This is a genomic window from Burkholderia sp. AU27893 (assembly GCF_002223205.1).
GTDB lineage: Bacteria > Pseudomonadota > Gammaproteobacteria > Burkholderiales > Burkholderiaceae > Burkholderia.
The window spans coordinates 97036-123877 of record NZ_NKFD01000007.1 but is presented as its reverse complement, the minus strand read 5'-3'; the positions used below and the strand labels follow the sequence as shown (position 1 = coordinate 123877).

Below are 26842 nucleotides of genomic sequence, written 5' to 3'. Positions count from 1 at the left end.
CCATCGCTCGCAACGCGATGCTTATGAAAAGGAGTCCTAAAGTGAATATGTTGCCGCTGGCGGAAGATTTGCCCGCTCCGGAGGTTGCCATTCCTCCGGTCACGATTACGCAACTGGAGGTTGCCATCAACCGCCTGCGCCGGCGGCCGCTCGACGTCGGGAACTATGGCGACGCTTTCGACGCGCACGAGACCCAGCGTGCGCATCTGGAGGTGCTGTATCGAAGCATGGTCACGAAACGCCAACATGCGGTGCCTCTGAGCGCGATTCCGGAATCCGCGCGCTTCGCGCTGCATGTTTCAGGGAGCGCTCAGGAATGACACGGTTTCCTTCAATCGCACGACGCGCGGCCACCCTCGCTGCACCGCTGCTGATGTTGCTGCCGGCGAGTGCCGCATATGCGGATGACGACTGGGGCTGCCAGGTGCTGTTGTGCTTGGCTGATCCACGTGGGCCCGAGACCGAAGCGGCCTGCGTACCACCGATCGAGAAGCTTTGGGACGCACTTTGGCATGGCGATCCGTTCCCGATCTGCAATTTCCGAGTTCGGCTCGACCTCATTCCGGAGGCGGTTCGCAAAGCGATTCCGCTCGACGCGTTCAACGTCGGTAAGGGCACCGGTGCGCAGCACACCTTTGCCGGGCCGGGCTACTGCCGAAAGGACCTGCTCAGCTGGGAGGGCAACGACTTCCCTCGGCTCGTCTGCCATGCATCGGGGGTGATCGACGTCAAGATCGACGGCCAGATGTACACACGGGTCTGGTGGGGTGTGGACAACGGGTACGGCCCGCTTGGGCGCTATGGGAACACGCGCACGATCAGCGAGTACTACGGAAACGGTTCGACGCAAAAACCCTACGACCCGTCCAAGGCTGCTGAGGAATTTCAACGCGAGTGGGAAAAGCGCCAGAACCAGAATCAGGGCTATGGCTGGAGCGGCCCGCGCGGGGGATGACCATGCTGCCAATCGACCTTTCGATGCTCGTGCAACAGTGCGCGCCGTCCGTCCATCCCACGACGATGCAGGCGGTCGTTCATACCGAGTCAGCCCTCAACCCGTATGCAATTGGTGTCGTTGGTGGCCACCTAGTTCGGCAACCGCGGACGCGAGAGGAGGCGGTATCGACGGTCGCGGCCCTTGAGGCTGGCGGCTGGAACTACAGCGCGGGGCTTGCGCAGGTGAACCGCGCGCACTTCGCGCGCTACAAGCTCCTGAATGGAGGGGTGTTCGATCCTTGCGCGAACCTGCGCGCCGGCAGCGAGATCCTGACCGATTGCTACACGCGCGCGGCGCTGCGCGCCGGGCCTGGCCAAGTTGCGCTGCGCCGTGCGCTGAGCTGCTACTACAGCGGGAACGAGCAACGTGGATTCAAGCGGGAGAACGATGGAAAGAGTTATGTGACGCGCGTAGTGGCTGCACGGCCGGCAGATACCACATCAACCACCGGCGGAATCATGCGCGTCGCATTGGCACAGCCGACAACTGAACAGGCACCGGCGCCGAATCCGCAGACGACGGTGCCGCCGATACGGGTCGTACGGGAGGACGCCGAGCCGGCGAAGCCGTCCGGAAAGGGCAAGGCGAAGGTGCAGCAGCAGCAGGAACAAGCGCCGAGTGCGAAACCGCGCTCGGGATGGGATGTATTCGGGGATTTTGGTCAAACGAGGGAGAACCAGTAATGAAAGCAAACGTGAATTTCTTCGGGAACGGTAGTTCGAATCGACGGACGCAGCGGCTGCTCGTCTTGGCGTTGATGATGACCGCGGGCGTGGCCCAGGCGGGCGGGCTCGATGCGGGCAAGTCAGGACTCTCGACGTTTCAAGTCTGGCTGTATTCGTGCACCGGGATCCTGGCGGCCTGCTACCTGCTTTATGTAGGCATTCAATGTTTTCAGCATAAGCAGGACTGGGTGCACGACTTCGGTACCGCGTTCATTAAGGTATTTGTAACTGGCGCGGGTGTCGTCCTCGCCGGGTATCTGTTCGCACTCGGCGCGAACTGAAAGGGGGCGACATGGAAGAGCGCACCTTGTACCCGTCGTATGCGGCGCTGAACCGGACCGCGATGATTTGGGGCATCCCGCTGATCCCTGGGCTAGTGGTGTTCTGCGCATCGCTGATGGTGGGCCTCATCGCGCTTTTGACGCTCGGGCCGGGTGGTGCGCTGCTAGTGATCCCGGGTGCAGCCGTTCTGATGTTCTTTAAGAAGGTCAGCGAGACGGACGACCAGGCCTTAAGAATCCTCGGTTTTGAACTGCGCTGCGTGTTTGCGCGGGCGAACGCAAACCTGTTCGGTCGGACCTACACACTCGCGCCGATGAGATACGGCCGCACCTACAAGAATGTCCGAAGGATGCTTGAGCGCACGGCGTCGGCGGAGATGTCCGAACAGTTCATTGCGCGTTTTCGGGCGGAACTCGCCCAACGGCGTCTGGAGGAGCAACATGAAATCGTCGCATAAGTCGGTGCGTAGACCGTACGGCGCCCTCGACTTGCACCAGGCCGAGCAAGGCTTGTCCAATACCAGTGCGAGGATCGACAGGACGATCGGTCATACGATCGTGCAGGGCGAAGTCGGTGCCGGCAAAACCGTGTTGTGGGAGAAGGTCCTGCGTCGTACGACGCCGACAGGGAGCGTACAGTGATCGTCAGCGACGTACTGATTCGCCAGCCGGCGCTCGAGGACCTGTTGCCGAAGATCGGCCGGCCGGTTTCGGAGTTCGTCACAAGCTTCGAGGACGGCCGCGCAATGCTCGCGGTACGCCTGTCGGGCATTCCGTTCGAGTCCGTGTCGACGAGCGAAATCGAGACCCAGTTCGAGGCGCTGAATCGCTTCAAAGCGTCGCTCGTGATGGATAAGGGCAACCGGCTTGGCATGTGGTTGACCCTGAATCGCCGCCGGGTACGCTTTGACAGCGAGTATCGCTTTCAGTCTCGGTTCATGCGCCGCTTCGCCGCGAAATATCTGCGCCGATTTGAAAATGGCGATTTCTTTGAGAACAGCTTTTACCTGACCATCGTGTTGAAGGGGGAGGCGCTTGACGAACTCGTCACGGAGCTTCACGAGCTCGCCGAGACTATCGACAAGAGCCTGACAGCGTACGATCCGCAGGTGCTGCGCGTCTTCGAGCACAACAATATTCTGTTCTCCGAGCCGTATCAGTTCATCGCGGAGCTCCTCAATGGCGTCGACGAGGTTGTCCCGGTCACGTCTGCGCTCGGTAGCGAGCTGATCCCTTCCGCCTGGCAACACTTCCATTACGACGTTCTGGAAACGCGTGCTGACCATCGCACGCGGTTCGCGGTCTGCTACGACTTGAAGGATTTCCCGAAATCGGGGTGGGGTCAGCTGAATCCGCTGCTCACATTGCCCGCCGAATTCACGTTGACCCATTCGTTTATCGGCATGGGTAACTATGACGCGATGTTTGCGATCGAGGACCAGGAAAACAAGCTTCGTTCAGTCGAGGACAAGGCAACGCACCAGCTGGAGGAGCTCAAGGAGGCAAAGGCACTCGTCGCCGGCCGCGATCTCGCATTCGGCGAGTACCACGGTGCACTCGTCGTTTACGGCGACACCGACAAGCAGGCAATCGACAACGGCGTGTTCGTAACGAGCAAATCGCTCAACGAGTGCGGCTTTCGGTGGGTCAAGGCGTCGCTGTCGGCCCCGATGACCTTCATCAGCCAGGTGCCTGGCGCGAAACACAAGCCGCGGCCGATGCCTAAATCGACTCGCAGCCTGGCGGCCGCCTTCTCGATGCACAACTATTCCGCCGGCAAATCGCGAGGCAATCCGATCGGCGACGGTTCGGCGGTCATGCCACTGCAGACGGTATCGAAGGGCCTGTACAGCTTCAACTTCCACGCGTCTCGTGTGGACGAAGACAACACCGGAGAAAAGCTCGCAGGCCACGCCTTGATGCTCGGCGACACCGGCGCCGGCAAGACGACCCTGCAGCTGGCATTGATCGGTTTTCTCGAGCGGTTCGACCCGAAGATCTTCGCGATCGATATGGATCGCAGTATGCAGATCTTCATCGAGGAGCTCGGCGGTACTTATTTCGCCCTGAAGGCGGGCGAGTGGACACAGCTGGCGCCGTTCGCGCTGGCAGACACACCGCGCAATCGAGAGTTCCTCTACGACCTGGTCGGGTCCTGCGGTCGCGATCATGACGGCAAGCTGTCGGTCGAGGACATGATCGACATCAAGAACGCGGTCGATGCGATTTATCGGCTGCCTAACGTGCGCGATCGCCGCTTCTCGCGCCTGCTCGAGAACATTGCCGACACCGGCGAGAACTGCCTTGCGCGACGCCTGATGCCGTGGTGCGCGTCGACGGGAGGCCGCTTCGCTTGGGCGCTTGACAACGTCGCCGACGCCGAGATCGACATGAGCCAGTTTCGGCGGATCGGATTCGATGCCACCGACATCCTCAAGAAGGACTACGCCCCAACCGAACCGATCCTGGCCTTCCTCCTGCACCTGAAGAGCCTGATGCAGCTGAAGGGTGGGTTGCTGGCAACGATCATTGAAGAGTTCTGGTTGCCGGTGTCGTATCCCACGACATGCAAGATGATCGAGCGCTCGTTGCGTGTCGGCCGCCGTGCGGACGAATTCCTGGTGCTGGTGTCGCAGACGCCTGATGAGGCGCTGAAGAGCCCGCTGTTCGGCGCGATCCTGCAGCTGACGGCGACGAAGATCTACCTACCGAATCCGAGCGCGACCCGCGAGGGATATGGGCCCCTGATGACGGACCGGGAGTTCAAGGAGTTTAAAGCGCTGACAAAGGACTCGCGCAAGTTCCTGATCAAACAGGGCAACCAGTCGGCGTTCGCGATGCTCGACCTCAAACAGGGTTTCACCGACGAACTGGCGGTGCTATCGGCGAGCCTGGACAACGTCGCGATCTGGGAAGAAGCCGGCCTCGAGGCGGATGGCGATCCGGAGCGACGGATGGAACTGTTCCAGCAGCGCCGAAAGGGCAAACGGGACCGGCGGCCCGTAACGGCCGGCGAACTGGCCTAGCGGGTGACCCGGCCGAGATGACGACGGTGGAAAGAGCAGCGAGTAGTGGACCGCGCGGGGCGGTCGGGGCGCAGACCTGGTATCGCGTCTCGGGTCAATCAACCAATCAAATCGAAAGCGGAGCAACCATGAAAACGTATCGAAGGATCATCCAGGCGGCCGTTGTCAGCATCGCACTCGCGGCGGCCCCCCTGTCGCACGCGCAAGGCATTCCCACCATCGACATGTCGCAAGTCGCGCAGGCGATTCTGACGGTCCAGCAACTGAAGGCGCAGTACGACCAGATTGTGACGCAGGTGCAGATGATCAAGGGCAATCGCGGATTGGGGTTGATCTTCAACAACCCTGAGCTGCGCAACTACCTGCCGGACGAATGGAAATCGGTCTACGACATGGCGAACGCCGGGCGCCTTGGCGGTATCTCAGGCGTCGCGAACGAGATCCTTCGGCAGGAGGGCATGACGACGGGATTTACGGCGGGCGCAAGCCGCTACAACACGACGCTCGCGTCGAATAAAGCGATGGCACAGCAAGCGTACGACGCGGTGATCAAGCGCTTGCAGAACATCCAGTCGTTGATGCAGCAGTCGGATATGACGCAGGATCCGGCCGCGAAGGCCGACCTCGCCAACCGCTTCCTCGCCGAGAACGCGCAGATCCAGACCGAGCAAACCCGACTGGCATTGATGGACCGGCTGCAGCAGATCGAAGAGAAGTTCGCAGCGCGGCAGGCGTCGAAGGACATGCAAACCCGCGTGAACGCGGACGAGTAAGTACACCGTCCGCAAGGACAAGGGAATTGGGAGAGCGCGATGGCGATCACGGTTTTCACCGACATGCAGAAGTCGTTCGACGACTCGGTGCTGCAAACCATCAATTCGGGATCTTCCCAGATCATCTCGATGATCAGCCCGCTTGCGTCGGCGGCCTTCGGCATCTACGTGCTTTTGGTGCTGGTGTCGTACTGGCGAGGGCAAGAGGACGTGCCGGTGGTCGACTTCCTGATGAAGTGTGGTGGCTGGTTCGCGATCCTGGTGATGGGGATGAACATCTCGTACTACAGCCAGTACGTGGTCCCGTTTTTCAATGGCTTCGGCGACGACATTGCAAAGGCGCTCACGAATGGGAACTCGGGGATGCAAGCGCTCGACAACCTGCTGAATCTGTACGTCAACGCCATCAAGAACACGTTCCAGAACGCAAACATTGGTGTCACGGATATCGGCCTCGCGTTGGAATTGGCTGGCATCTCGATGGCGTTGATCTTGACCGGGACTTTGTTCCTCGGGATCGCAGCCGCCTACATCATCTTGGCTAAGTTCGCCCTCGGGCTGCTTCTCGCGCTCGGCCCGATGTTCATTGTTGCGCTGCTGTTCCCGCCGACGCGGCGATTCTTTGACGCGTGGGCTGGGCAGTGCGTGAACTTTGGAATCCTCGTTGCCCTCTACGCCGCCGCCGGCGCGATCGAGGTGAACTATGCAACGAGCGTTCTGCCGCAGAGCTTTACATTGACCGACTACGTCCTGACCTGGGCGACTCTCGCGAAGATTCTCGCGAGCGGTGTGGTGTTCATTGTCGTATCGCTGAATCTTCCGTCGCTTGCATCGCAGCTCGGCGGTGGTGTTGGCATCTCGTCGATGGTCGGCAAGATTAGTCAGGTCGCGCGCGGTCTCGCCGGCCGTGGCGGTGGTGGTGGCGGTCGTGGCGGTCGCCAGGGCGGTTCAATTGCAGCTTCGTGATTGTGCGTGCCGTACTGAGCTCGGGCCAACTACCTAGGAAGGTGACACTGAATGAAACTGACCCCTCACGAGATTCTTACGCATATCGGAATCGACGTGCCCGAAGAGGGGGTGACGATCAGCTCGCACGACATGCTGGTGTACACCCGGATGTTTCATCTGCTTGGCAAACAGATGTCGATCGACAAGATCGCGACGCACGAGCTCAAGCAGCTGATTTCCGAGATGCAGACAGGTGACGAGGGACCGGTCGACGTGTCGACGATCACCGATCGGCAGTGTGATTTCCTGCGGTCGGCTTTGAAATGCAGTCAGCGCATGGCATTTGGGATGGATGTCGACTTGACGACGGCACGTAGGCCGTGACGGAGTGGTGGTGATGAAACGGTTTCGATTGGCACGCTGGGGCAGCGTCGTAGCGATTGCGGCGATGTTGTGCGGCTGCGGGACGGCACGGCAATTGCCGCAGCCGCAAGGAACGTGGGAACCGGTGAACTGTGTGCCGGTGTTCGAAGGAGAGAATTGATGTTTCGATTCGGAAGAAGTTCGCGGACGGCCGGCGGCGGCCTCGGTAGTCCGAGAGGGGCGGTAATTGTGGCCGGCGCAGTCGGCGCTGTTCCCGCTGTGGAGCGGGCACCGTCTCCCACTCCCGCGCGGAAGCAACACAAGACGTCACGGCCATCCGCACCGGCGAATGCTGCGTCGCAGGAGGAGGCAGCACGCGAGGCGAAGTCTCGGTTGAGCGAGGGCGCGCGGTGGTACCTGGAGCAAGCCCTGGGGTTTGAACGCTCGAAGCAGGATGCACTCAAGCAGACGACGAAATTTGCAATCCGAGTTGCGGTGGGGGGCGGTCTGATCGGGCTATTCGGCCTTTTGGGTGGTGGGGCATTAGTACAACTAAAGAGGCCGAACCCACCCGCGCTGATCCGGACCAACGATACCAGCGGAACAACGGACGTGATCGGCGTGATCCGCAACGGCGAGATGCCGTTCACTGAGGTTCAGGATCGCGCCGACCTACGCCGGTACGTCGAAATGCGAGAGAGCTACGACTGGGAAACGATTCAGGACATGTACGACACCGTCAAGCTGATGACAGCCGACAAGGAGCAGGAGAACTATGTCGCGCTGTTCCAGAAGGATACGGCGCCGCAGAAGATCCTGAAGAACCAGGTGCGCGTGGTAGCGAAGGTTGGCGCAATCACATTCGTTGGTTCGACCGCACAGGTGTTCTTTTCGAAGACGATCAAACCCATGTCGACCGTGCAGGACTCCCAAAACGGTATGCGGCCGCAAAAAACCGAATACTGGGTCGCCACGATTTCGTACCGCCACGACAACCTGCCCGAGTCGGGGATGGAGCTCGAGCGCGACCCGACCGGCTTCCGCGTCACAAGCTACAACGTCGATCGCGACTGGACGCGCTCAGACGCGATGCCGGTGGTGCCAGCGCTCGGCGCGAAGGGGGCATCGTGAAGCGTGTTCGAACTCTGGCGATAACGCGTGCGGTGTCTGTACTCATGTTGGGAGCGGCATCCTGCTCCGCAAGCGCGTTTGTAACTCCGCCTGCTTGTGACACCGACGCACATGTGCGTTGTGCAACCTACGACCCGAATGCGGTTTACCGCATACCGTTCCGGATCGGACAGGCGACTGTGATCCAGTTCGAGCCCGGTGAAGTAGTTGAGGGCCCCGAATCCGGGCTCGGTACCGGCGACGCGAAAGGTTGGACGATCGGCGCCAAGGGCAACTGGTTCATGCTGAAAGCGCAAGAGAGGAACCCGGATACGAACCTGCTCGTTGTGACGAATCGCCGGCGCTATGTCTTCGGATTGGAGACGGCCGGCAAGGCAGATACGCCGACGTGGGCGCTGTCGTTCGACTATCCGGACACGCGCGCAAAAGCCGCGCGGGAAGCGAAGGAGAAGGCGGACCGCGTGAAAGCGATGAGCAACGCTGATGGCGACCTTGCGGATCGGCGCAACGAAGACTTTGACATGAAGGGGGATCTGTCGATCGCTCCGACCGCTCTCTGGGACGATGGCCGCTTCACGTACTTCCAGTACGACACGACTCGCCAGACGCCGGAGATCTTCCGCGTCCAGGCCGACGGCTCGGAGGCGACGACGAATCGGCACGTCGAGGGCGACACGATCGTTGTTGAACACCTTGCACCGGGCTTCGTGTTGCGGCTGGGGAAGGCGGTGCTGGCAATCCGAAACAACGGCTACAACCCTGACGGGACATTCAATCGGACGGGCACTACGACGCCGGGGTGGGTCCGGATGACGAAGGGCGGTGCCCATGACTGATCAGACGCCGAACACTGTCGAACCGACAGAGGCGGCCCGACCGCCCGAGACGGGAATGGAGCCGCGCGGCATTCCTGGACTCGCACGTGGTAAGCGCAAAACAAACGTGCGGCGGGTCTGGATTGTGCTGGCCGTCGTGGTCGTCCTGCTCCTGGTGACGGGGAGCGCAGCCGTATTCGTGAAGCGGGCGGGCGATGCGTATCTCGAACACAAGAAGGCTGCACGCGACGCGCCGGTCAAACAGGCGACTGCGGACCCCGACCTGTCTGGCTACAAAAAGAAGGTCGAGGCGACCGAGGCGGCCAGTGCTGCCGAAGCGGCGAACGCTGCTTCGTCGGGGTTGCCGGAGCCGGCTGGTGCACGTGGTGCCGCGCCGGCAGCTGCCAGCGGCGCCCCGGCAAATGGCCGGGGCGCGCCGGGAGCCGCAGCGGCGGATCGATCGGGTGTGCCTGCATCGGCCCCGGAATCTCCAGCCGATCGACGCCTATCAGGCGATGTACTGGTGAAGCTCGGCTCATCGGATGGCGCTGATTCTTTGGCGGCGCTGCAGGCTCGCCAGCGCAACGCGCAGGCTGGTGACCAGCCGGCGATGCCGACCAGCTTCGCGCGCGACGGCCTGGACGACAGCCTTGCGCCCTCGCGGCTGTCGAGCGTTAAAGCCAGCTTCCTGCCGAATCTCAGCCTGTTGCTCAAACGTGGAAAGCTGATTCCGTGCGGTCAGGCGTTGCAAATCAGCACGACGTATCCGGGCGCGGTCTCCTGCCATGTGAGCGAGGACGTGTATTCAGCCGACGGAAAAACACTGTTACTCGAACGCGGGAGCGAGGCGACGGGCGAGCAGCGCAAGGCAGTGCTTCAGGGGCAAGCCAGCATCTTCGTGGTGTGGACGCGGATCGACACCCCCAAGGGGGTAACGATCCCCCTCGACTCGCCGGCGACAAACGCACTCGGTGCGACCGGCATTGACGCCGATGTCGACACGCACTTCTGGGCTCGCTTTGGCGGTGCGATCTTGCTGTCGGTGATTGGCGACGCCGGGCAGGCGCTGTCCAACCTGACGCAACACGGCAGCGGCACGCAGATCCAGTTCTCCAACACGAGTTCAGGGATGCAGCAGTTCGCGTCCGAAATTTTGCGCAACACGATCAACATCCCGCCCACCGCGTATTCGGCTCACGGCTCGGCGCTCAATATTTTTGTCGCACGCGACGTTGACTTCGGGAATGTCTATGAACTTGTCAAGCAATGAATTTCAAGGGGGCTATGACGGGAGCGTCACGGTCCGGAATCTGCTGGAAACGACGGGCATATCTGACCTGATTAAGCGTCCAGGTGTTACCGAGGTTGCAATCAACAGACCGGGCGAAGCCTGGACGGAGAGCCGTGACGGCTGGGTGCAACACATCATCCCTGACGCGTCACTCGATACGCTGGTGAAACTGGCCAATGCACTGACGATCTTCGGCAAGGCGACGCCGCCCCTGTCGACGTCGGAGCCGGAGAAGCCAGTCCGCTTGCCCGATGGCGAGCGTGGACAGGTGGTGATCCCGCCTGCATGTGAACCCAACACGGTTGCGACGACGATTCGGATACCGAGCTCGACGCGATGGTCCGTGAATGAGCTGACCAGCAAAGGATTTCTGACCAACTTTCGAGACGTCGCCGAGCGCGACCTTGGTGCATTGTCGCTGGGCGACGTGAGTGTTCGTGGTGCCGACGACGTTTCGGAGGTTCGGCGTCAGCTCGCGGCGCCGGCGATCGTAACGCTTCAGCGGTTCGAACTCGACATGCTCGACGCGATCGCGCAGCGGGACGTCGAACGGTTTCTTACGCTCGCAGTGCTCAATCGCCTGAACATCGTCTTGGTCGGTGGCACTGGGTCGGGCAAGACAACTCTGATGAAGTCGTTGGCTGACCTGGTGCCGGCGCAAGTTCGCGTCGCCACGATCGAAGACACCCATGAACTTCCGCTGCCGAAGCAGCCGAACCACGTTCACCTGTTCTACAGCGAGGCGCTCCCGGCGAAGCGGATCGTGAAGTCCACGCTGCGAATGAAATTCGATCGCGTGTATCTCGCGGAGCTGCGCGGAGACGAGACATGGGACTACCTGGTGCTCCTGAACACGGGCCACCAGGGCGGGCTTACGACGGTCCATGCGAACGATGCAATCTCGGCAATGGCTCGAATCGCGACGCTCGTCAAGCAGAGCGCGGTCGGGCAAACGCTGACGTGGGAGCACATTCTGCGTGAAGTAAAAACAACGATCGATGTGGTGCTGTTCATGGAGAACAAATGCCTGAAAGAGATCTACTTTGACCCGGTCACGAAGTGGAAGCTGCAGCGGGGGCTCGCATGACACATCACACCAACATCGACGCGCTGCGACAACAGGAGCAGATTGCGCTCGCGAATGTCATCGACGTACAGCGCAAGCTTGCTCGTGGGTCCGCAGCGGTCGGGTTTCATACGCTACGCGATTGCAAGGCGCGACTCGACGAAATCCAGGAAGAGCTGTTGCTGATGGGCGAATTGCCGGGGCTGTTTCTCCAGCGATATTTCTACCTCGTTGATCGCGCGACGTTGTCACGGTTGCCGAGCGGCTCGGTCGTCGTGTCCTTCCCGTCAATCGCCGCCGTCGCAGGCTTTCGCGATGGCACGATGGATGATCGCTTTGTGTGGGATGTCGAACGGTCGCTGGATCTCGCGTGTGCAGGCGTAGCGGGGGCAAGGATGAAGACGATGTCGCTGCAGGGCACGCCGACGGGATCCTCCGTGACGGGTGGAAAGCGATGAGCCGACGCCCTAAGTACATTCTGGCGGTGGCGGCCGTGTTCATCGCATGCGCGTCGGAAGGTGCTCATGCCTGGGCCGCAAATCCTGCCCGCGGTGTCATGACGCGGTGGTGGCAGTCCGCGAGTGCATGGGCCAGTGGGGTGACGTCGGGTCTTGGCGTCCAGGCTGTCCACGCGTCGTCGTCGGCCGATGTTTGCCAGCCCGAGATCGGATTTTCGCCGGAGGGTTCCGGCATCGCCTTGGTACTCAAGGCGATCGCAAGCGCGCGTCAGTCAATTCGCGTGTCAGCCTACGCCTTTACGTCGCGGGAAGTCGCGCGGGCCTTGGTCGATGCGAGAAGCCGCGGAGTTGATGTCGCAGTTGCGGTCGATGCACGACAGAACCTGACCGGTCCGGGGCGCGGAGCGAGCGCGGCCGCGCTGAACATGCTCGTCCGCGCTGGAATCCCGGTGCGAACGATCGAGGCGTACGCGATCCATCACGACAAGACGGTGACGATCGACGGTGAAACAGTCGAGACCGGAAGCTTTAATTTCAGTGCGGCAGCCGCCCGCCGCAATAGCGAAGACGTGATGGTGCTGTGGCACTGCCCTACCGTCGCGGCGGCCTATCTTGCGCATTGGCAGAGCCGCTGGGCACGCGGAACGCCCTATTCTGTACGAGGCGGCGTATGAAGGCGGCCACTGTGTTCAAGTTGCTGGGCCTCATCGCGGGCCTCCTCGCGTTCGGTGCGTTGGTGGTTGCCGGCCAGTATGCTGGCGCGACCCTGTTCGCGCAGATCGAGCAGCTGCCAGAGTCGGTTGTCAGCGTGTGGACGCTGCTTGACTACTGGCAAGCGTACGGCCACGTCTTCAAGGTGCGTTTAGCGCTGATCGCAGGGACGACCGTGTCGGTCATTCTGCCGGCTGTTCCGCTGTTCGTGGTCGTGCTCGCGCTTCTGGTGAACCGGCCGAAGCGAGAGTTACACGGCAGTGCGCGGTTCGCGCGGGTGCATGAGATTCGGAAGTATGGTTTGCTCGATGAGGCCGAGGGCCGAGTAAAGCCCGGGCGGCGTCGCTATCCATCCATCATCGTTGGCAAGTACCTGGGCAAGTACCTTACTTTCGCTGGCCAGCAGTTTGTGATGTTGGCCGCGCCTACTCGCAGCAAGAAGGGCGTCGCGGTTGTGATCCCGAACCTTCTCACCTATCCGGACTCGGTCGTCGAACTCGACATCAAGGGAGAGGGCTTCGACATTACGTCGAAGTACCGGCAGCAATGTGGCCAACAGGTGTTCCGCTGGGCGCCTTTCGACGAGGGCGGCTACACGCACTGCTGGAACCCGCTCGAGAAGATCGCGAAGTTGGCGCCCCATATCCGGATCGGTCGCCTGCAGATGATTGCGGCCCGTCTCTATCACACGCCGGATGCGCGCAACAAATTCTTCTATGACAGCGCGGCTGACTTGTTCCTGGGTGTGGCGCTGTACCTGATGGAAACGACCGGAAACTGCACCTTTGGGCAGGTGCTGCGTGAGGCGGTGCCGGTCCGACCGGACGTGAAGCTACGAGATCACCTTGCGGACATGATGAACCGCGAGGTCAACGGCGAACCGCTGTCAGGTGACTGCCTCGGCGCGCTCGGGCGGCTGATGGCGTCGCCTGACGAGACGATGCTCAACATCACCAAGACCTTCACGTCGGGGCTCATGCTCTTCGCGAACCCGATCGTCGACGCCGCGACGAGTCGGTGCGATTTTCAGGTCGATCAGGTACGTCGGCAGCCGATGTCGATCTATCTGGTACTGCCGGCCGCCAAGATGGCGATCGCCGGGCTGCTCGCGAATCTGTTCTTCACGCAATGGATCGAGGAGAACTTGGAGGTTCTGCCGGAGGCCGACGCGAGCCTGCGTTACCAGTGCCTGGGGATTCTTGACGAGGCGACTTCGGTCGGCAAGATTGAAGTGCTGGATAAGGCCAATGCGTTCATCGCTGGTTACAACATCCGTCTGCTCACGATTCTGCAGTCGAAATCTCAGGGCGAGGACGCATACGGCAAGCTCGGGATGCGGACGCTGGTCACGAATCACGCGCTCAAAATCATCTATCCGCCTCGAGACACCGAGGACGCGAAGGAAGTATCGGAGACGCTCGGCTACTTCACCGAGAAGTCGAAGTCCTCGAGCCGACAGCGTGGCCGCAATACGTCAGTGGGCGAGAGCACGTCGGATCAACGGCGCGCGCTGATGATGGCGCAGGAGCTCGAGCAGGCGGACCAAGATGAGGAGTTCATTCTCGGCATGGGCCTGCCGATCCGATGCGAGAAGGCGACGTATTACGAGGACCCCCAATTCATCGACCGCCTGAAGTCCGTATGCCCGATGCTGGCCGCGCTTGGCGATCGCATGCCGACAGAAGAAGAGATGAAGGCTGCGCAGATGTCGGGGCAAATGCGTGCGGAGGGGATCGAAATCCTCGACATCGCAAAGATTCATGCCGAGCGCTCGGCAAAGGTCGCCGCGGCCGTGCGCGCGTCTCGTCAGGCGGGCGCTGCGCCGCTGACTGCGAAAGCCCTGCGCGCGCTCAACGACGAACAGCCTGCCTCGCCGATCGTGGCAAAGGTATTCGAAGCTGCGCTTGCTGATCTGTTCGATCTCGGCGAGACGGTCACGGACGAGCTGCGCGAGATGTTCGCGCCTCTGACGTCGGCGACGAACCCGAGCGATTGGCCGGTCGGTAGACCTGCGCCCACTCCTACGAACCCGCCCGCACCCAGCGCGGCGAACAACAGCACCCATATGACGACGGAGGCTCTGTACCACCATGGCTGATGAAAAGACGACGATCGACCGTGACGCGATCATTCGCGAGTTCGCGGCGGCAGCAAAGGAACGCGGGCTGGTGTTGGGCGGGCCGCCGGTCGCGGACGGCGAATTTCACCGCGTGCCGGTGGAAGGCGACGCACCCGGAAAGACGAGTGGATCATATCGGCTGACGCTTGATGGGCGCGTGAACGGAAGCATTCGAAACTTCAAGACGCGCCGCGGTGGGAACTGGCTTCCGCGTCAAGCTGCACCTGCTGCCGATCCGGCAAAGCCAGCGAGCCGCAAACGAACTGCACCGGCGCGCGGTGCCCCTGCCGCCGATGCGGAGATCGCGGCCACGGCCGGGATCGCCGACAAACCTGCAGGCGCAGCGCAGTACACGTTAAAGGACCTCGATGATCCGGAGCGGCGCAAAGCAATCGCTACGGATATCGCGGCGAGCTCGGGGAGACCGCACGAGGAGGTCGAGGCGAATTTGCGTGCTCTCGTCGAGAAAGACAATTCGCCCGAAGCGGCCGCACTCAACGCCGCGCGCGAGGCGTTCTGGCAGAAATGGAACAGGGGGGGGCAGGTGCCATCGACGGTTGCGACGGGCGCTGTACCGGTCGCAGGCGCTGCACCACTCGACGAACAGATCGGGCGGGCGTTTCGCGAGGCGCTGCAGTCGATCGCCGCGTCCACGAACCTGAAGGGTTCGGAGGTGACCACGACGCTTGCGCTCGATGCGAAAGTCGAAACGCTGCATCGTGATGCATGGAGACGAACGGGGAATGCGGCCGCCGGCGATCGCGCGGTCGGTGAAGCGATCCGTACCGGGAGCGGCTTCGTTGCGGAGGGGCTGCCTCCGTTGGCAGGCGCAGCCGTCGCGAAGATCCGTAAGCAATTTCAGCTGGAGCAACCACTGGAGGCAGAGGTTGGTGTATCGACCGCGCCCGCCGTGGAGCACGTCGGCCCGTCGAACGGGGCGACGCAGAACGTGACGAGTGGCGACACGGAAATCTCGCCTTCATCGACGGAGGCCGATCACCGTGCCGATATCGCGGCCGCGCAGGAAGCGGATGTGGCTGGTGGAAGCGATCCCGAGCCGCAAGCATCGTCGAACTGGATGGACAGCCAGATGGGATTCTGGCGCGCTGTCGCGGATCGCCGAGGCTTGACAGCCCGTATCGAGGGGGAATTTGCGCAGGGCAAGACCGCGAAAGAGGTGGAGCGTGCTCTCGATAGCGAACTGGCCTTTCTTGAGTCGGCGGCCGATCGATCGGAGCTCGTCTTGTATGTGCGCCAGTCGCTCGGCATTCCGTCACGGTTGTCGTCCGAAGGGCAAGAGGAATTCGAACACTGGAAGCAAGCGTACGACCGGCGCCAGGCCACAGGGGAGGAGCCGGAGATCGGCGGCGCAGTTGAGCTGCCGGCCGCCGACTTGCACAAGGGCCATGTCGAGCCGCAGGTCGGAGAGCCCGGGCAGATGCCAGCAGCATGGACGCAGCCGCGCGATATCGAATCCTATCCGTTCGCGGGTACCGTTGAACTGTTTGAGTCGCTGGATCTCGACAGTACGCTGCCGGTGCCGCTTTCGACGTCGCTCGACACGGTCGCGATGCGGATCCGGATGTCCGCTCGGATGAACAGTGACCTGCCGGACGGCGCCAGCGAGCAGATCGTGGACTGGCTGGAGTGGGTTAGCCAGAATCCGGACCCGGCGGTGCAGGATGCAGCCGCGCGCGTCGCGCAGGCGCTCGGGCGCTACGATGACCGCGACGCTGGGCGCGCAGAGAATCCATTCCAGAATCCCGTGTTGGCCGACGCGTATCACGTCGGCCGGACCCGCACGGTAGTCGAGCACGATCCGGCGATCGGCCCTGCGAACGCAGCGAGTGCCGAGCGATTCGCCCCGATGTTTCGGGCCCTGGGAGTCACGGTGGATGCTCAGCGTCCGTTCTCGGAGATGGTCGGTACCGTTGACGACGCGCTGCGCAATACGGTCGCCCGTGGCGTGAAGATTCCTGATCACGTTCGCGAGCAGACGATCGCGTGGGTAAAGTGGGCATCCGCGCATGCGGTGACCGACGCCATGCGGCAATCGGTTGAAAACGTGGCTCGCACACTCGGTCATTACGATGGGGCGCGAAAGATTGTCGATCAACCGTTCGTCAACACGACCGTCGCGGCCGCGCACGTGTCCGGCTGGACGCTCGGCAAGCAGGCGATCGAGCAGCCGGCGCGTGCGCCAAAGCAGACCGTGGGCGACACGCCGGTACATGGCAGCACGGTGAAGGTCGGCAAGCCTGCCAACGAGGGGGACGCCAAGCATCCGGCGAACGATGCGGTGCGTCCGAGCGGCGATCGGATTGCCGATGCCGCGCTGGCGCGGGTCGGACAATCGCGGGTTGCCGATAGCGCCGCGGTGCGCGAGCAGCTCTCGGCCGCCCAAGCGCGCCAGCAGACCGTCTCGACCGAGGCACAGCGCAAGGTCGAGCAGGTCAACGAGCAGTTGCAATCGAAGCCGGCGAAGGTAAAACCAACGGTGACGTCGACACCGGGTGAAACCGCGAAGCCGCAGACAGCGTCCAAACCCGACGCGACGCCGAACGTGATCGAAATCGGCGACGGCGTCGATCGTAAGCCAGTGCTGAAAGCGAGCGGCTACGACGTCCCGGCCGACATTGCGGCACGGTACGTGGTGAAAGACGGGAAATTCTGGAAACCGGACCTGAAAAATCCGGGCGCACCAGAGCAGACCAAGCCGCATTTCGAAGACAAGGGGCCCCGGCTCACGTCGCACGCGAACGACCGAGAGACGATCGCGGACATGATCTCCGTCGCCGTCGTGAAGAACTTTACGTCGATCGCGGTAACGGGCAGTGCGACGTTCCGGCGCAACGCGTGGCTCGAGGCCAGCCTTGCGGGGGTCGAAGTTACAAATTTCAAGCCGAGTGAAGCGGATCGCGCGTTGCTCGAGGCGGCCACGCGCGAGCGCGATCGGCAGCGGGAGGCCCTGACCATCCGCAAGGGCCAGTCGCCAGACGGGGGCGGTGAGCCGGCGGTCGCGAAGCCGACCGCAGCGGCGGATTCGAGCGCGCCAGCGCCGACAACGCAACCGCCTTCACCGGCAGCGAAGACTGATCCGCAGCCCGCAACGCAACCGTCGACGACCGCGACGGTTGCGGCGACCCCATCCGCCGAGAGCACACCGGCCGCCGTCCAGGCGCCGCCCCAAACGGTCGCGGAATTGCGCGGCCTCGCGGAAAAAGCCTTGGCGAGTTACCCGGCGCGGACACGTGCGGAAGTGATGAACCGGTTCAATGCCCGCATGCAATCGGCGATCGAGATCCAGCAGCGCGTCGAACGCGGCGAATTGACGCCGCAGCAAGCGCTGGAAGCGATCGACGCCCGATTCAAGACGCAGAAGGCTGAGTGGACGGCACCGGCCCCCACGCCGGCGCCGGCGACGCCTGCGCCTTCACCGAAGATGGGGGTGTAAGTGGCCCGCCGCAAAGGATCCAGTCTGATGCCGGCCATCGCCGCTGCGCGATCGCCGCGTGTCTTGCCGGGATGGCTGCGCCTGCACCCTGCCCGCCGGAAGGGGTGGTTCGACGCATACCGGTTGGCTGACGCGATGGTCGATCCCTTCGTTGATGCACTGCGCGCCCGCTGGCCGCACCTGGCCGACATCGAAGCCCGCACCAGTGTCGTGGCTGGCAGCCGCCTTGGCGTCCACGCGCTCGGCGAACGGCACCTCGACACCGGGCTACGAGTGCTCGGCCAACCCGTTAAAAGGGTTCCCCGTACCGGCACGTTCCTGTGCGAAGCCCGGCCCGGACACAACGTGTTCGTCGCGTACACGCCTGCCTTATCCACTTTGGAGACCGTCAAATGAATATCAGCATTGCTCTCGTCAACTGTTCCGGCAACGTTGGCAAGACGACCCTTACCCGCGAACTGTTCGCTCCGCGCCTTCCTGGGATGCCGGTGCGCCAGATCGAATCCATCAATGCAGATGAGGCCGACCTTGCGCATCGCGGGGGAGACGTGCAGGTGATGATCGCCGGCCAGTTTGACGAGCTCCACGAGGAGTTGATGCAGGGACGCGCGTTCCTGGTCGACATCGGCGCGTCGAACGTGGAGGAGTATCTGCGGCGGCTGGATGAAGCGTCGGGGCTCCAAGAGGACTATGGCTTTTTTGTGGTCCCCGCCGTGCCGGATCGCAAGCAGCTACAGGACACGCTCAAGACCATCGACTTGCTAACCGACCTGGGCGTCGAACCCGAACGCATTCGCGTCGTGTTGAACCAGGTGGTGGTCGAGCGCAACGAGACGGTCGAGGTTTCGGTCGGACGTGCCTTCGCGCCGCTGCTCGAGCTTCATCGACGGGGAGGACACTTCATGCTCGATACGTCGGCGGTTGTTCCGAAAAGTGACGTGTTTTCGCTGGCGGCCGAGCTGGGAACGACCTTGCACGCGCTCTGTCGCGACGAAACCGATTACCGAGCGGCGATTGCGGCCGCTACCGATTCAGGCGAGCGCGTGCGCCTGTCGCGGCGGCGGATCCTCCAATCCAAGGCCAGATCGATCAGCCCGAAGCTGGATGCGGTATTCGAGGCCGTGATGCGGGAGACAGTTGCATGAATGCGCCGGCGCAGCGCCGAGAAGCGCAGTTGGCCGGCGAGAGCCCCGCGGGTGCTTCGGTACTCGACGGGCTTCAACGCTGGCCTAGCAGCAACGAATTGCGCGAGGCCGCGATCGCCGACCTCGTCAGCGACGTCTGGAATCTGATGGAGGCACTGAAGCACGTCGCCCCTGCGATCCACGAGACGGACGAACGCCTGACCGCGACCTTGGTGGCCGCGCGCGACACGACGGATCGGCTTGCCGAGATCGTCGGACATTCGGAGGCCGCGTTTAAGGGCGAGCTGGCGGTACGCGCATCACGCCTGGCGCGTCGCGAGGCGGTCGACGCGCTGCAGGCCGAGCTGACGAAGCTGCAGCAGCTGATCACGTTTCCACGTCCAGCGCCCACGCCGTGGCGGACCATCTTGCTTACCGCGGCGCTGAGCTCGGGCCTCTCGATACTCGGCTTCGGCCTGTTGTCGGCCGCGCTCCACCACTAACGATGCACCCACGCACCATGGAACAACTCGACACGTTCGGCTTACCCGATACCTTCCCGCCGCACCTAATGCCGCAGCGGGGCGCCCAGTTCGTCGCGGATTGCATGAGAGGCATGAGCAAGTCGGCACTCACACGGCTCGCACGGCAACGTGGCTTTATGCCGACGTGGACGAAGCTTGATCATGTCGGCGTAGGTGTGTACGGACTGAGCCTGACTATCGACGGATGCGGCGTGCCGCTGATGGTTCGCATGACGACAGTGCCGAGCGCGTCGACACCGACCGTCGCTCCGGACCGTCAACCTTCGCTATTTTGAACAGGATGCTCGACATGCACGCCTATCGCTTCGATACCACCGTGGTACAGGCTGATGCTGAAGACCTGCAGAGCCATCTCGCTAAAGCGTACCGGGGGAAGATCCGGCCGCTTTGCAACTGCCGGGATCCCGAGCCAGGGATCCCGATGTACATCGCACAGTTCGATGGTCGGTTCCTCATCAAGCGGATGCCGGGCACCGCTGGACAACACAAGCTTGGATGCGATTCGCATGAATTGCCCCCCGAGCTATCGGGTCGCGGCGCCGTGGTCGGCCAGGCAGTCCAAGATGGTGGGGATGAGGGACCGACGACACTACGGCTCGACTTCAGCATGAGCAAGTCGAGTGGTCGCACCGCGCCGGAAGCATCGGGCAAAGAAAGCGATACCGTCCGAACGGACGGGACCAAACTGACCCTGCGCGGCCTGTTGCACTATCTGTGGGAGGAGGCTGGCTTGAATCGCTGGTCGCCGGCAATGGCTGGGAGACGCAGTTGGTACGTCGTACGCCGGGCATTGTCGGAGGCGCTGCACGGTAAGACCGCGAAGAAGGCGCCGCTCGCACAGCAGGTGTTCGTTGCGGAACCGTGGTCGAAGGAACGGGACGCCGAGCTGACGGCGCGTCGGATCGCGGCGATGGCCGAGCTGATGAAGCCGGGAAAGACTCGAGCGATGATGATTGTGATCGGCGAGGTCAAAGATATCGTCCCGTCCCGCTTTGGAATGAAGCTGATCCTGAAGCACCTGCCGAGCTTCCCGTTCATGATGGACACTGACCTGCACCGGCGCTTCGAGAAGCGCTTTGCGAACGCAATCGGCCTGTGGGACAGCGTGGACGATGCGCGTCTGGTGGTGATCGGGACGTTCTTCCTCGGGCCGACGGGAATCGCGTCGCTTGCAACGCTCTCAGCAATGGTAGTAACGGGAAACTGGATCCCGTTCGAGGATGCCTACGACAAGATGATAGTCGACGCGCTGTCGGCCGACGAGCGCCGCTTCATTAAAAGCCTGCGCTACAACCTGGCAGATGACCAGGCGCTGGCGAGCTGTGTATTGACCGATACCGTCGAACCGATTGCGCTGTACGTAGCGACGCCTGGTGCGGCGCCGTCAGCGCGAGCTGCGCTCGAGGGGCTTATCGCGGACAGCGAGATCGACGGATGGCTCTGGGAGGCGGGTGAGCCGATGCCCATCCTGCCATCTCCGAAGTACCCGCGGCCGGCACGCCTCGCCTTGCCGGCGCCGACCAAAGCAGCGGGAGCGGACGAATGATGGAGCGCCAACCGCCCTCGATGGGACAGTGGACGCGTTCGCCGCACGTCTGGTTCGACGCATCACCAGTATGGATGGTGAACTTGCCGTTGATCATGCGCTCGGCCTTAGCCGAAGCTGCTTTGATCGTTGGGCTTGCCGCTGCTGCGGCGTTCACGCGCATGTGGCCGGTGCTTGCGCTCGCGCTGCTGGTGTCGCCTGTCGTTGCCGCAGCTGCGATGGCACAGACGCGTGCGATCCGGGTCGTGATCGATACGGAGCGGCTGACCATGACGACAGGGATTGCCTCGCGCCGTACCACGAGTCTCGAGCTCTTTCGCATCCAGAACGTGGTCGTCGAAGCTGCCTGGTGGCAAGCGCAACTCGGGTTTGGCACGCTGGTGATCGAGACCAGCGATGCATGGCATCCAGTTTGGGTTTTGCATGGGGTGCCAGACGCGGTGAAGTGGCGCGATCAGCTGACGCGATATGCGGTCGCACTGCGCATTGCGCGCGGTGTCGGCGAACTCAATATCGGGCGAGCGTAAGGGGACACACCGTGAGCAACAACGACTTGGGCGCCCTCGACGCGCGGCCGAAGCGCGGTCGTCGCCGTGCAGAAAACGGGCTCGGAACGCCGATTAGCACGCGCTTGACCGAGGCTGAGCGGCAGGCTTTCGTCGAGAAAGTCCGGGCATCGGGTTTGAGCCAGTCGGAGTTTCTGCGCCAGTGCGTGCTGACAAACCGGACTCAGATCGTCGCGCGGCCGCCCGTGAGTGCCGACTACAAGCGCATCGTGTTCGTGATCAACAAGACCGGCAACAACCTGAACCAACTGGCCCATGTCGCGAACCACGCGAATGCTGCAGGCCAGCTGCGCGACGACCTGTTCGTCGCGTTGCTCGACGAACTGGAACTGATCACGCAACTCCTGAAAGCGCACCTCCATCGTGTTGATTAGAGTGAAGGGCCGCCACGACGGCGTAAAGGCGTATCTCGAAGACGGTCGAAAGGCCGGGCGTGAACTTGACCGTGACGAGCTCGACGAGCGGGTCGTGCTCGACGGCGATCTCGATGTCACCGACGCAATCATTCAGATGATCAATGTGGCGCCGAACGTCGATCGGTACTTGTCGATCACGTTGAGCTTTAAGGAGGACGCCGTTGACCGGGCGACGCTCGACGCGGTGGTACGGGATTTCAAATCCTTCGTGTTTTCGGCATACCGCCCCGACGAGATGAATTTCTACGCCGAGGCGCACCTGCCGCGCGTGAAAAGTTACATCGATCAGAAGACCGGCGAACTCGTGGAGCGCAAGCCGCACATCCACGTGGTGATTCCGAAGCTCAACCTCGTATCGGGGATGCACTTGGAGCCGCTGGGTTACGTGAAGAAGAACCTCGCATTCATCGACGCGATTCAGGAACACATCAACGCGCAATACGGGCTCGCGAGCCCAAAAGACAACCGTCGCGTTGAGCTGACCGACGCGTCAGAGATGCTCAGCCGCTATCGCGGAGATCTGTTCAAGCCAGTCGGCCGTGAGTTGAAGGAGGCGTTGCTCGACGCGGTGCTCGATCGTGGAATCGAGCGCTACGAGGACTTTATGACGCTGTTGGCCGAACACGGCGCCGTGCGGATGCGCAATGCCGGGAGCGACGACGAATATCCGAACGTTAAGCCGCCAGAGGCGGCCAAGGGCGTGAACCTCAAGGACTTCGTGTTCTCGCGCGAATTCATCCAGCTGTCGACCGAGGAGAAGCGTGCCCAGCTATCGGCCGACGCTACGGCGAACTACGAAGACCGGAAGGCTCCGCGCGCGACACCACATGAGATCGAGGTGTTGCTCGATGAGTGGTCCTCGAGCCGTGCGCGCGAAGTGAAGTATCTCAATAGCGGCAACGCACTTCAGTGGGCGCGCTATTACGAATCTTCGGCCGCCGATCGGCAGCTGATGTTGGATGAACTGGAACGGGGCTTCTATGCCCAGCATTTGAGGGAATTTCATGATGACGACACCTCCGGATTCGCACCACTTCGACCAGACGACGTCGAGCGACCTTTTGACGGGCCATTCGACAGCCCATTCGACGACATCACCCTCTCCGGACCACCTGCCGGATTCGAACCTGGCGGGCCAGGCGGCGCCAGCATCGATGCCGACGACGAGTTTGGCGCTTGGGCAGATGAACAGGAGTTTGCGCCCGAACCCTTCGACCTTGTGCGAGCGCTGTCCAGCAGCGCTGTGGTTCGGGTCCCCGAAGGACGTACAGTGCTACTGCCAGATCATGCGGACGATTACCTGGAGCCCGAGCGTCCCGTATCCGCGTATCGCTTGCGACGGCCTCGCGATCGCGATCGAGAAATTGCGCGAGAAAGAGAGTCGACGGGGCGAGTAGCCGACAACGCGATCTCCCAACGTACCCGTGATGTACATGAGCGGCAGCGCGAACGGGCCGCGAGTGGCGAGTTTGGCGAGATCCGCCGGCGACTCAGCGGCGAGCGGCTGCTGGCGGAGCTGTCCCATTCGCATGGGGTCCTGCCGCAGAAATACATGGTTGTGACCGGAAAGGATGGCGGCACGCGCATTCGTGCCGGCCGCCGGCATCTGACGGTGTCCGATTTTTTAACCAAAGAATTGAATCTGCCTTGGCGGGAAGCAGCGCCGCTACTCAAGGCGGTCTACCAGCGCCAGCTCGATGGGCATCCGATTCCCCGTGTTCGTGAGCAGCCGCGAGCAGCGCTGTGGCGTGAGTATGTGATGGAACGCGAGGCTCGCGGCCGTGCGCGGCAGAACGCATGGCAGAACCAGCGGGAAGGGGAGCGCAGTCGCCGGGACACAATTGTCGAGACCTTCGAGGGCAAGCGCACTGCACTGCGCCAGGATCCGACGATGTCCCGCGCGACTCAGCGTCAGGCGTTGTCGGCCGCGCGATTCAGTCGTGCACTCGACGAGACGTCACTTGCGGCGGCTGTTCGTCACGAACGCGATGCGCTGAAAGCGCAACACGGACCGGCGTCCGGCCCGACCTTTACCGAATGGTTACAGGAACGGGCCCAGGGGGGCGACGTCGCGGCGATCGCCGAGTTGCGTCGGACCGGCAAACCGACCGAGCCCGATCGGCGCGCGGTCGGAGTGGTCCGGTCGCCCGGCGCAGTCGAATGGAGAGAGAACGCTATCGTCTTCGGTGGCCAGGATCTCGCACTTTCGGTCAGCGCCGGCGGGAGCATCTGCTATAGCCGCGATGGCCACGATCTGATCGTCGATCGCGGTAACGCTGTCGACGTGCTCGCGATCGACTGGGCCGCGCTCGAGGCGGGGTTGCGGCTCTCGCAGATGAAGTTCGGCCGGACGCTTGAGCTCGAAGGTAGCGCGACGTTTCAGCAGGCTGCTGTCGAGGTGGCCGCTGCCGCCGGGCTGAGCATTCAATTCAGTGACGCGGCCTTGAATCGTGCACTGACCGAGGCGCGTCATGTTCGCATCGATTCACACCTGCAGGCGGCACAGCCGTCGCGCGTCGACACGGCGGTCGGATCGCCGGTCGCGCAGCACATCGAGACGGTCGACGTGGTGCCGTCCTCGCAACCGGAGATGAAACCGTGATCTAGCCGAGAAAAAGAAAGCCCCCGTGGACTAGACGGGGGCTCTCCCGGATGATGCCTACCGAACGTATCCCAGACGCCGACAGTCACCCTCCTCACCAGAGAATTGATTGTAGGAGAGGACAACGTTCTGTCAAGCGTCATCTGCCGCCTTATTTTCTTAATATTCGAGCAGATGAACCAACCTCACAAAGCCGTCTCCAAAACATGCACCGGCGCGGTCTCGACGCGGCGTCGGCAGGTATTGCTGTCGACCGCCACACGCACGTTGCGTAGTGGCCAGGAGCGCGGTTCACGGTAGCGCGCCCATCGTGCCGGTCGCACTTCCATTCAACATGTCGCAATGCCCGCCAACAACCGGGCAGGCTGAGCCGTTGACGCCCGATCCGAGTCGGTCACTTCCGGAGCGGGTGTGGCCGGCCGACATTCCATTTCCTGCGTCAGCTCGCTCACCGCGCATCCTGCGCGAGTTGAAGATGCGCCTCGGCCGATATCTCGACCAGCCGGCGCAGTGGCTTGGACGCCTGAACGCACAGAACGGTAGCCCCCGTCAGCAGCGCAGCGAACGGCGCGTTGCATGTGTGCAGCTCGCACGTGCGATGATCAAATTCTGTGACCTGGCGACGCTGCGGATTGGCGTACCAGGTGCCAACGGTTGGGTCGACTTCACTCTCTCTTACCTCGCGGAGCAGGCCGGCTTGCCATTGCGCCGCGCGGAGCGTGCGCTGCGCGATCTGGCTGGCGCCAAGCTCGTGAAGCTTCGCCGGCAATGCGAGGTCCAGGAATCGGACCAAGGTGTCCGATACAAAGGGATCGCGGCAATTCGATACATCGCGCCGGTACTGTTCGAAGCATTCGGCCTCGGCCGATGGCTCCGTCATGAACGCACGCGAGCGCTGCTGCGAGCGCAGCGCCGAGTTTCGAAGCAGAGGAAGCATGATCGCAAGGCGTCGGAGATCGCAACGGTTCTGACCGACAAAATCGCCGCGATACAAGCGCGTAGCAGGCAGAGTGCCGACAACGGAACCAGCCAGGCCGAGTACGATCGCGCACTCGTGCTCCGTGCAGGACAAATCAAGGCCGAACATCCCGAATGGGGCCGCGACGCTTGCTACGCGGCCGCACGTCAGCAGCTGGCCCCACCAGGCTGACACCTCTCCCATAGTTGTCCACCTTTCGATCGCGCGAGCGAGGGCAACCCACGTCCCGCGCTCGTGTTTCGCGTTAGCGCGACGTCGCGGCGTAGCCGCGGCCACCGCGAATTGGTGACTTTTGTCGTGTCGACAGTCCGTCCGCCGGTCAATGGCTGTGTATAAGTTCGTTTATTTGTCGGGTCTGACGGCATTTAAATGTCGGTTCTTAACCAGGGTACATCTCTAACTACAGCCGATTGAAATCCACCCACGGCTCCGCCGTGGCGTCACGCGTGCTACGCACGCTTGCCAACTATTGGCCAGCGGTCAGCGCAGACTGTCCTCCGGCAGGCCCTAAGTCGAGGGCGGCTATCGCCGCCCTCGACAAGGGCGCGTAAATCGCTCGCGACCGACCAGTCGGCCGCGAGCTCAACGCGCGCGTGTGCGCGCCCGATTGCCCGCCATTGCCCTCGATCGCCACCGGCCCGCATGTCTACAGAGGAGGGGCAGCGCGAATCTCCTTCGCAACTAACTGTCAGCGACCAAACCGTCTCCGCGCAGTGTCGCCAGCGCGACCCACCCACCTGCTTCCTGAAACCGGCCACACGCCGACCACCTGGTCGGGATGCCGCACCGCCGACAAGCGTGCTATCAGCACGTCGGAGGTGCGCCTCTCGAAGCACCGCGACACGAGCCGAATGTCGCATCGACGCAACGCCTGCCAGCGGCAGGCGCCCCGCCGATTTCGGCGCC

General features: G+C 62.5%; 26 protein-coding genes. 25 read left to right on the top strand and 1 reads right to left on the bottom strand.

From position 1 onward, the window contains the following. The first annotated feature begins 47 nt into the window (after positions 1-47). The 25 genes from CFB47_RS39530 (at position 48) to CFB47_RS39405 (ending at position 24957) form a co-directional block, all read left to right on the top strand. Positions 48-320, top strand: a complete 273-nt coding sequence (locus CFB47_RS39530; RefSeq protein WP_226206230.1) for a DUF3717 domain-containing protein — start codon at positions 48-50, stop codon at positions 318-320. Beyond that, entirely contained in the window at positions 317-955 is a 639-nt protein-coding gene (locus CFB47_RS39525) for a hypothetical protein (RefSeq protein WP_174990680.1), read from the top strand. Before CFB47_RS39530 ends, CFB47_RS39525 begins: the two co-directional genes overlap by 4 nt. Further along, positions 952-1680, top strand: a complete 729-nt coding sequence (locus CFB47_RS39520; protein WP_306426911.1) for a lytic transglycosylase domain-containing protein — start codon at positions 952-954, stop codon at positions 1678-1680. The genes CFB47_RS39525 and CFB47_RS39520 overlap by 4 nt, the downstream gene beginning before the upstream one ends. Further along, complete coding sequence (locus tag CFB47_RS39515; protein WP_089464369.1) at positions 1680-2003, top strand: hypothetical protein; 324 nt, start codon at positions 1680-1682, stop codon at positions 2001-2003. Before CFB47_RS39520 ends, CFB47_RS39515 begins: the two co-directional genes overlap by 1 nt. 11 nt (positions 2004-2014) lie before the next feature. Continuing rightward, positions 2015-2461, top strand: a complete 447-nt coding sequence (locus CFB47_RS39510; RefSeq protein ID WP_089464368.1) for a VirB3 family type IV secretion system protein — start codon at positions 2015-2017, stop codon at positions 2459-2461. Between the two features lie 180 nt (positions 2462-2641). Then, a complete protein-coding gene (locus CFB47_RS39500; protein ID WP_226206190.1) occupies positions 2642-5029 on the top strand; it encodes a transporter in 2388 nt (795 codons plus the stop codon). Positions 5030-5046: 17 nt separating this feature from the next. Next, positions 5047-5802, top strand: a complete 756-nt coding sequence (locus CFB47_RS39495) for a type IV secretion system protein (RefSeq protein WP_226206192.1) — start codon at positions 5047-5049, stop codon at positions 5800-5802. A 39-nt stretch (positions 5803-5841) separates the two neighbouring features. After that, on the top strand, positions 5842-6768 hold the full coding sequence (locus tag CFB47_RS39490) for a type IV secretion system protein (protein ID WP_089464365.1): 927 nt from the start codon (positions 5842-5844) through the stop codon (positions 6766-6768). Positions 6769-6819: 51 nt separating this feature from the next. Next, positions 6820-7134: a hypothetical protein gene (locus tag CFB47_RS39485; protein WP_143330926.1), complete on the top strand. Its 315-nt coding sequence runs from the start codon at positions 6820-6822 to the stop codon at positions 7132-7134. A gap of 372 nt (positions 7135-7506) precedes the next feature. Then, positions 7507-8244 carry a virB8 family protein gene (locus CFB47_RS39480; RefSeq protein ID WP_174990679.1) on the top strand — a complete coding sequence of 246 codons (738 nt, stop codon included), beginning with the start codon at positions 7507-7509 and terminating at the stop codon, positions 8242-8244. Positions 8245-8288: 44 nt separating this feature from the next. Then, positions 8289-9080: a TrbG/VirB9 family P-type conjugative transfer protein gene (locus tag CFB47_RS39475; protein WP_089464362.1), complete on the top strand. Its 792-nt coding sequence runs from the start codon at positions 8289-8291 to the stop codon at positions 9078-9080. Then, complete coding sequence (gene virB10 / locus CFB47_RS39470; RefSeq protein ID WP_226206194.1) at positions 9073-10329, top strand: type IV secretion system protein VirB10; 1257 nt, start codon at positions 9073-9075, stop codon at positions 10327-10329. The genes CFB47_RS39475 and virB10 overlap by 8 nt, the downstream gene beginning before the upstream one ends. Then, a complete protein-coding gene (locus tag CFB47_RS39465) occupies positions 10310-11437 on the top strand; it encodes an ATPase, T2SS/T4P/T4SS family (protein ID WP_070162867.1) in 1128 nt (375 codons plus the stop codon). Before virB10 ends, CFB47_RS39465 begins: the two co-directional genes overlap by 20 nt. After that, positions 11434-11874 carry a hypothetical protein gene (locus CFB47_RS39460; RefSeq protein ID WP_070162866.1) on the top strand — a complete coding sequence of 147 codons (441 nt, stop codon included), beginning with the start codon at positions 11434-11436 and terminating at the stop codon, positions 11872-11874. The genes CFB47_RS39465 and CFB47_RS39460 overlap by 4 nt, the downstream gene beginning before the upstream one ends. Next, positions 11871-12548 carry a phospholipase D family protein gene (locus CFB47_RS39455; RefSeq protein ID WP_226206196.1) on the top strand — a complete coding sequence of 226 codons (678 nt, stop codon included), beginning with the start codon at positions 11871-11873 and terminating at the stop codon, positions 12546-12548. Before CFB47_RS39460 ends, CFB47_RS39455 begins: the two co-directional genes overlap by 4 nt. Continuing rightward, the gene (locus tag CFB47_RS39450) at positions 12545-14683 is read left to right on the top strand and encodes a type IV secretory system conjugative DNA transfer family protein (protein ID WP_070162865.1); all 2139 of its coding nucleotides are present in this window, start codon (positions 12545-12547) and stop codon (positions 14681-14683) included. Before CFB47_RS39455 ends, CFB47_RS39450 begins: the two co-directional genes overlap by 4 nt. Next, complete coding sequence (locus CFB47_RS39445) at positions 14676-18158, top strand: LPD7 domain-containing protein (RefSeq protein ID WP_070162864.1); 3483 nt, start codon at positions 14676-14678, stop codon at positions 18156-18158. The genes CFB47_RS39450 and CFB47_RS39445 overlap by 8 nt, the downstream gene beginning before the upstream one ends. Positions 18159-18185: 27 nt before the next feature. Then, entirely contained in the window at positions 18186-18554 is a 369-nt protein-coding gene (locus CFB47_RS39440; RefSeq protein ID WP_070162863.1) for a hypothetical protein, read from the top strand. Continuing rightward, the gene (gene stbB, locus CFB47_RS39435) at positions 18551-19303 is read left to right on the top strand and encodes a StbB family protein (protein WP_070162862.1); all 753 of its coding nucleotides are present in this window, start codon (positions 18551-18553) and stop codon (positions 19301-19303) included. Before CFB47_RS39440 ends, stbB begins: the two co-directional genes overlap by 4 nt. Beyond that, entirely contained in the window at positions 19300-19785 is a 486-nt protein-coding gene (locus CFB47_RS39430) for a hypothetical protein (protein WP_070162861.1), read from the top strand. Before stbB ends, CFB47_RS39430 begins: the two co-directional genes overlap by 4 nt. Positions 19786-19802: 17 nt before the next feature. After that, complete coding sequence (locus tag CFB47_RS39425; RefSeq protein ID WP_070162860.1) at positions 19803-20102, top strand: hypothetical protein; 300 nt, start codon at positions 19803-19805, stop codon at positions 20100-20102. A gap of 14 nt (positions 20103-20116) precedes the next feature. Beyond that, a complete protein-coding gene (locus CFB47_RS39420) occupies positions 20117-21373 on the top strand; it encodes a DUF1173 domain-containing protein (RefSeq protein WP_070162870.1) in 1257 nt (418 codons plus the stop codon). After that, positions 21370-21900 carry a PH domain-containing protein gene (locus CFB47_RS42025; protein ID WP_089464356.1) on the top strand — a complete coding sequence of 177 codons (531 nt, stop codon included), beginning with the start codon at positions 21370-21372 and terminating at the stop codon, positions 21898-21900. Before CFB47_RS39420 ends, CFB47_RS42025 begins: the two co-directional genes overlap by 4 nt. Before the next feature lie 11 nt (positions 21901-21911). Beyond that, positions 21912-22313, top strand: a complete 402-nt coding sequence (gene mobC, locus CFB47_RS39410) for a plasmid mobilization relaxosome protein MobC (protein WP_226292500.1) — start codon at positions 21912-21914, stop codon at positions 22311-22313. Further along, positions 22303-24957, top strand: coding sequence for an LPD7 domain-containing protein (locus CFB47_RS39405; RefSeq protein WP_143330925.1), 2655 nt, complete (start codon positions 22303-22305; stop codon positions 24955-24957). Before mobC ends, CFB47_RS39405 begins: the two co-directional genes overlap by 11 nt. Before the next feature lie 448 nt (positions 24958-25405). Here the strand turns inward: CFB47_RS39405 and CFB47_RS42105 are convergent, their stop codons facing one another. Next, entirely contained in the window at positions 25406-26044 is a 639-nt protein-coding gene (locus tag CFB47_RS42105) for a hypothetical protein (protein WP_174990678.1), read from the bottom strand. Between the last annotated feature and the right edge of the window lie 798 nt (positions 26045-26842).

Bases quoted from the DNA above. Each gene is read 5' to 3' on its own strand.
- CFB47_RS39530 (WP_226206230.1), top strand. From the start codon at position 48: ATGTTGCCGCTGGCGGAAGATTTGCCCGCTCCGGAGGTTGCCATTCCT.
- CFB47_RS39525 (WP_174990680.1), top strand. From the start codon at position 317: ATGACACGGTTTCCTTCAATCGCACGACGCGCGGCCACCCTCGCTGCA.
- CFB47_RS39520 (WP_306426911.1), top strand. From the start codon at position 952: ATGACCATGCTGCCAATCGACCTTTCGATGCTCGTGCAACAGTGCGCG.
- CFB47_RS39515 (WP_089464369.1), top strand. From the start codon at position 1,680: ATGAAAGCAAACGTGAATTTCTTCGGGAACGGTAGTTCGAATCGACGG.
- CFB47_RS39510 (WP_089464368.1), top strand. From the start codon at position 2,015: ATGGAAGAGCGCACCTTGTACCCGTCGTATGCGGCGCTGAACCGGACC.
- CFB47_RS39495 (WP_226206192.1), top strand. From the start codon at position 5,047: ATGACGACGGTGGAAAGAGCAGCGAGTAGTGGACCGCGCGGGGCGGTC.
- CFB47_RS39490 (WP_089464365.1), top strand. From the start codon at position 5,842: ATGGCGATCACGGTTTTCACCGACATGCAGAAGTCGTTCGACGACTCG.
- CFB47_RS39485 (WP_143330926.1), top strand. From the start codon at position 6,820: ATGAAACTGACCCCTCACGAGATTCTTACGCATATCGGAATCGACGTG.
- CFB47_RS39475 (WP_089464362.1), top strand. From the start codon at position 8,289: ATGTTGGGAGCGGCATCCTGCTCCGCAAGCGCGTTTGTAACTCCGCCT.
- virB10 (WP_226206194.1), top strand. From the start codon at position 9,073: ATGACTGATCAGACGCCGAACACTGTCGAACCGACAGAGGCGGCCCGA.
- CFB47_RS39465 (WP_070162867.1), top strand. From the start codon at position 10,310: ATGAACTTGTCAAGCAATGAATTTCAAGGGGGCTATGACGGGAGCGTC.
- CFB47_RS39460 (WP_070162866.1), top strand. From the start codon at position 11,434: ATGACACATCACACCAACATCGACGCGCTGCGACAACAGGAGCAGATT.
- CFB47_RS39455 (WP_226206196.1), top strand. From the start codon at position 11,871: ATGAGCCGACGCCCTAAGTACATTCTGGCGGTGGCGGCCGTGTTCATC.
- CFB47_RS39450 (WP_070162865.1), top strand. From the start codon at position 12,545: ATGAAGGCGGCCACTGTGTTCAAGTTGCTGGGCCTCATCGCGGGCCTC.
- CFB47_RS39445 (WP_070162864.1), top strand. From the start codon at position 14,676: ATGGCTGATGAAAAGACGACGATCGACCGTGACGCGATCATTCGCGAG.
- CFB47_RS39440 (WP_070162863.1), top strand. From the start codon at position 18,186: ATGCCGGCCATCGCCGCTGCGCGATCGCCGCGTGTCTTGCCGGGATGG.
- stbB (WP_070162862.1), top strand. From the start codon at position 18,551: ATGAATATCAGCATTGCTCTCGTCAACTGTTCCGGCAACGTTGGCAAG.
- CFB47_RS39430 (WP_070162861.1), top strand. From the start codon at position 19,300: ATGAATGCGCCGGCGCAGCGCCGAGAAGCGCAGTTGGCCGGCGAGAGC.
- CFB47_RS39425 (WP_070162860.1), top strand. From the start codon at position 19,803: ATGGAACAACTCGACACGTTCGGCTTACCCGATACCTTCCCGCCGCAC.
- CFB47_RS39420 (WP_070162870.1), top strand. From the start codon at position 20,117: ATGCACGCCTATCGCTTCGATACCACCGTGGTACAGGCTGATGCTGAA.
- CFB47_RS42025 (WP_089464356.1), top strand. From the start codon at position 21,370: ATGATGGAGCGCCAACCGCCCTCGATGGGACAGTGGACGCGTTCGCCG.
- CFB47_RS42105 (WP_174990678.1), bottom strand. From the start codon at position 26,044: ATGTTCGGCCTTGATTTGTCCTGCACGGAGCACGAGTGCGCGATCGTA.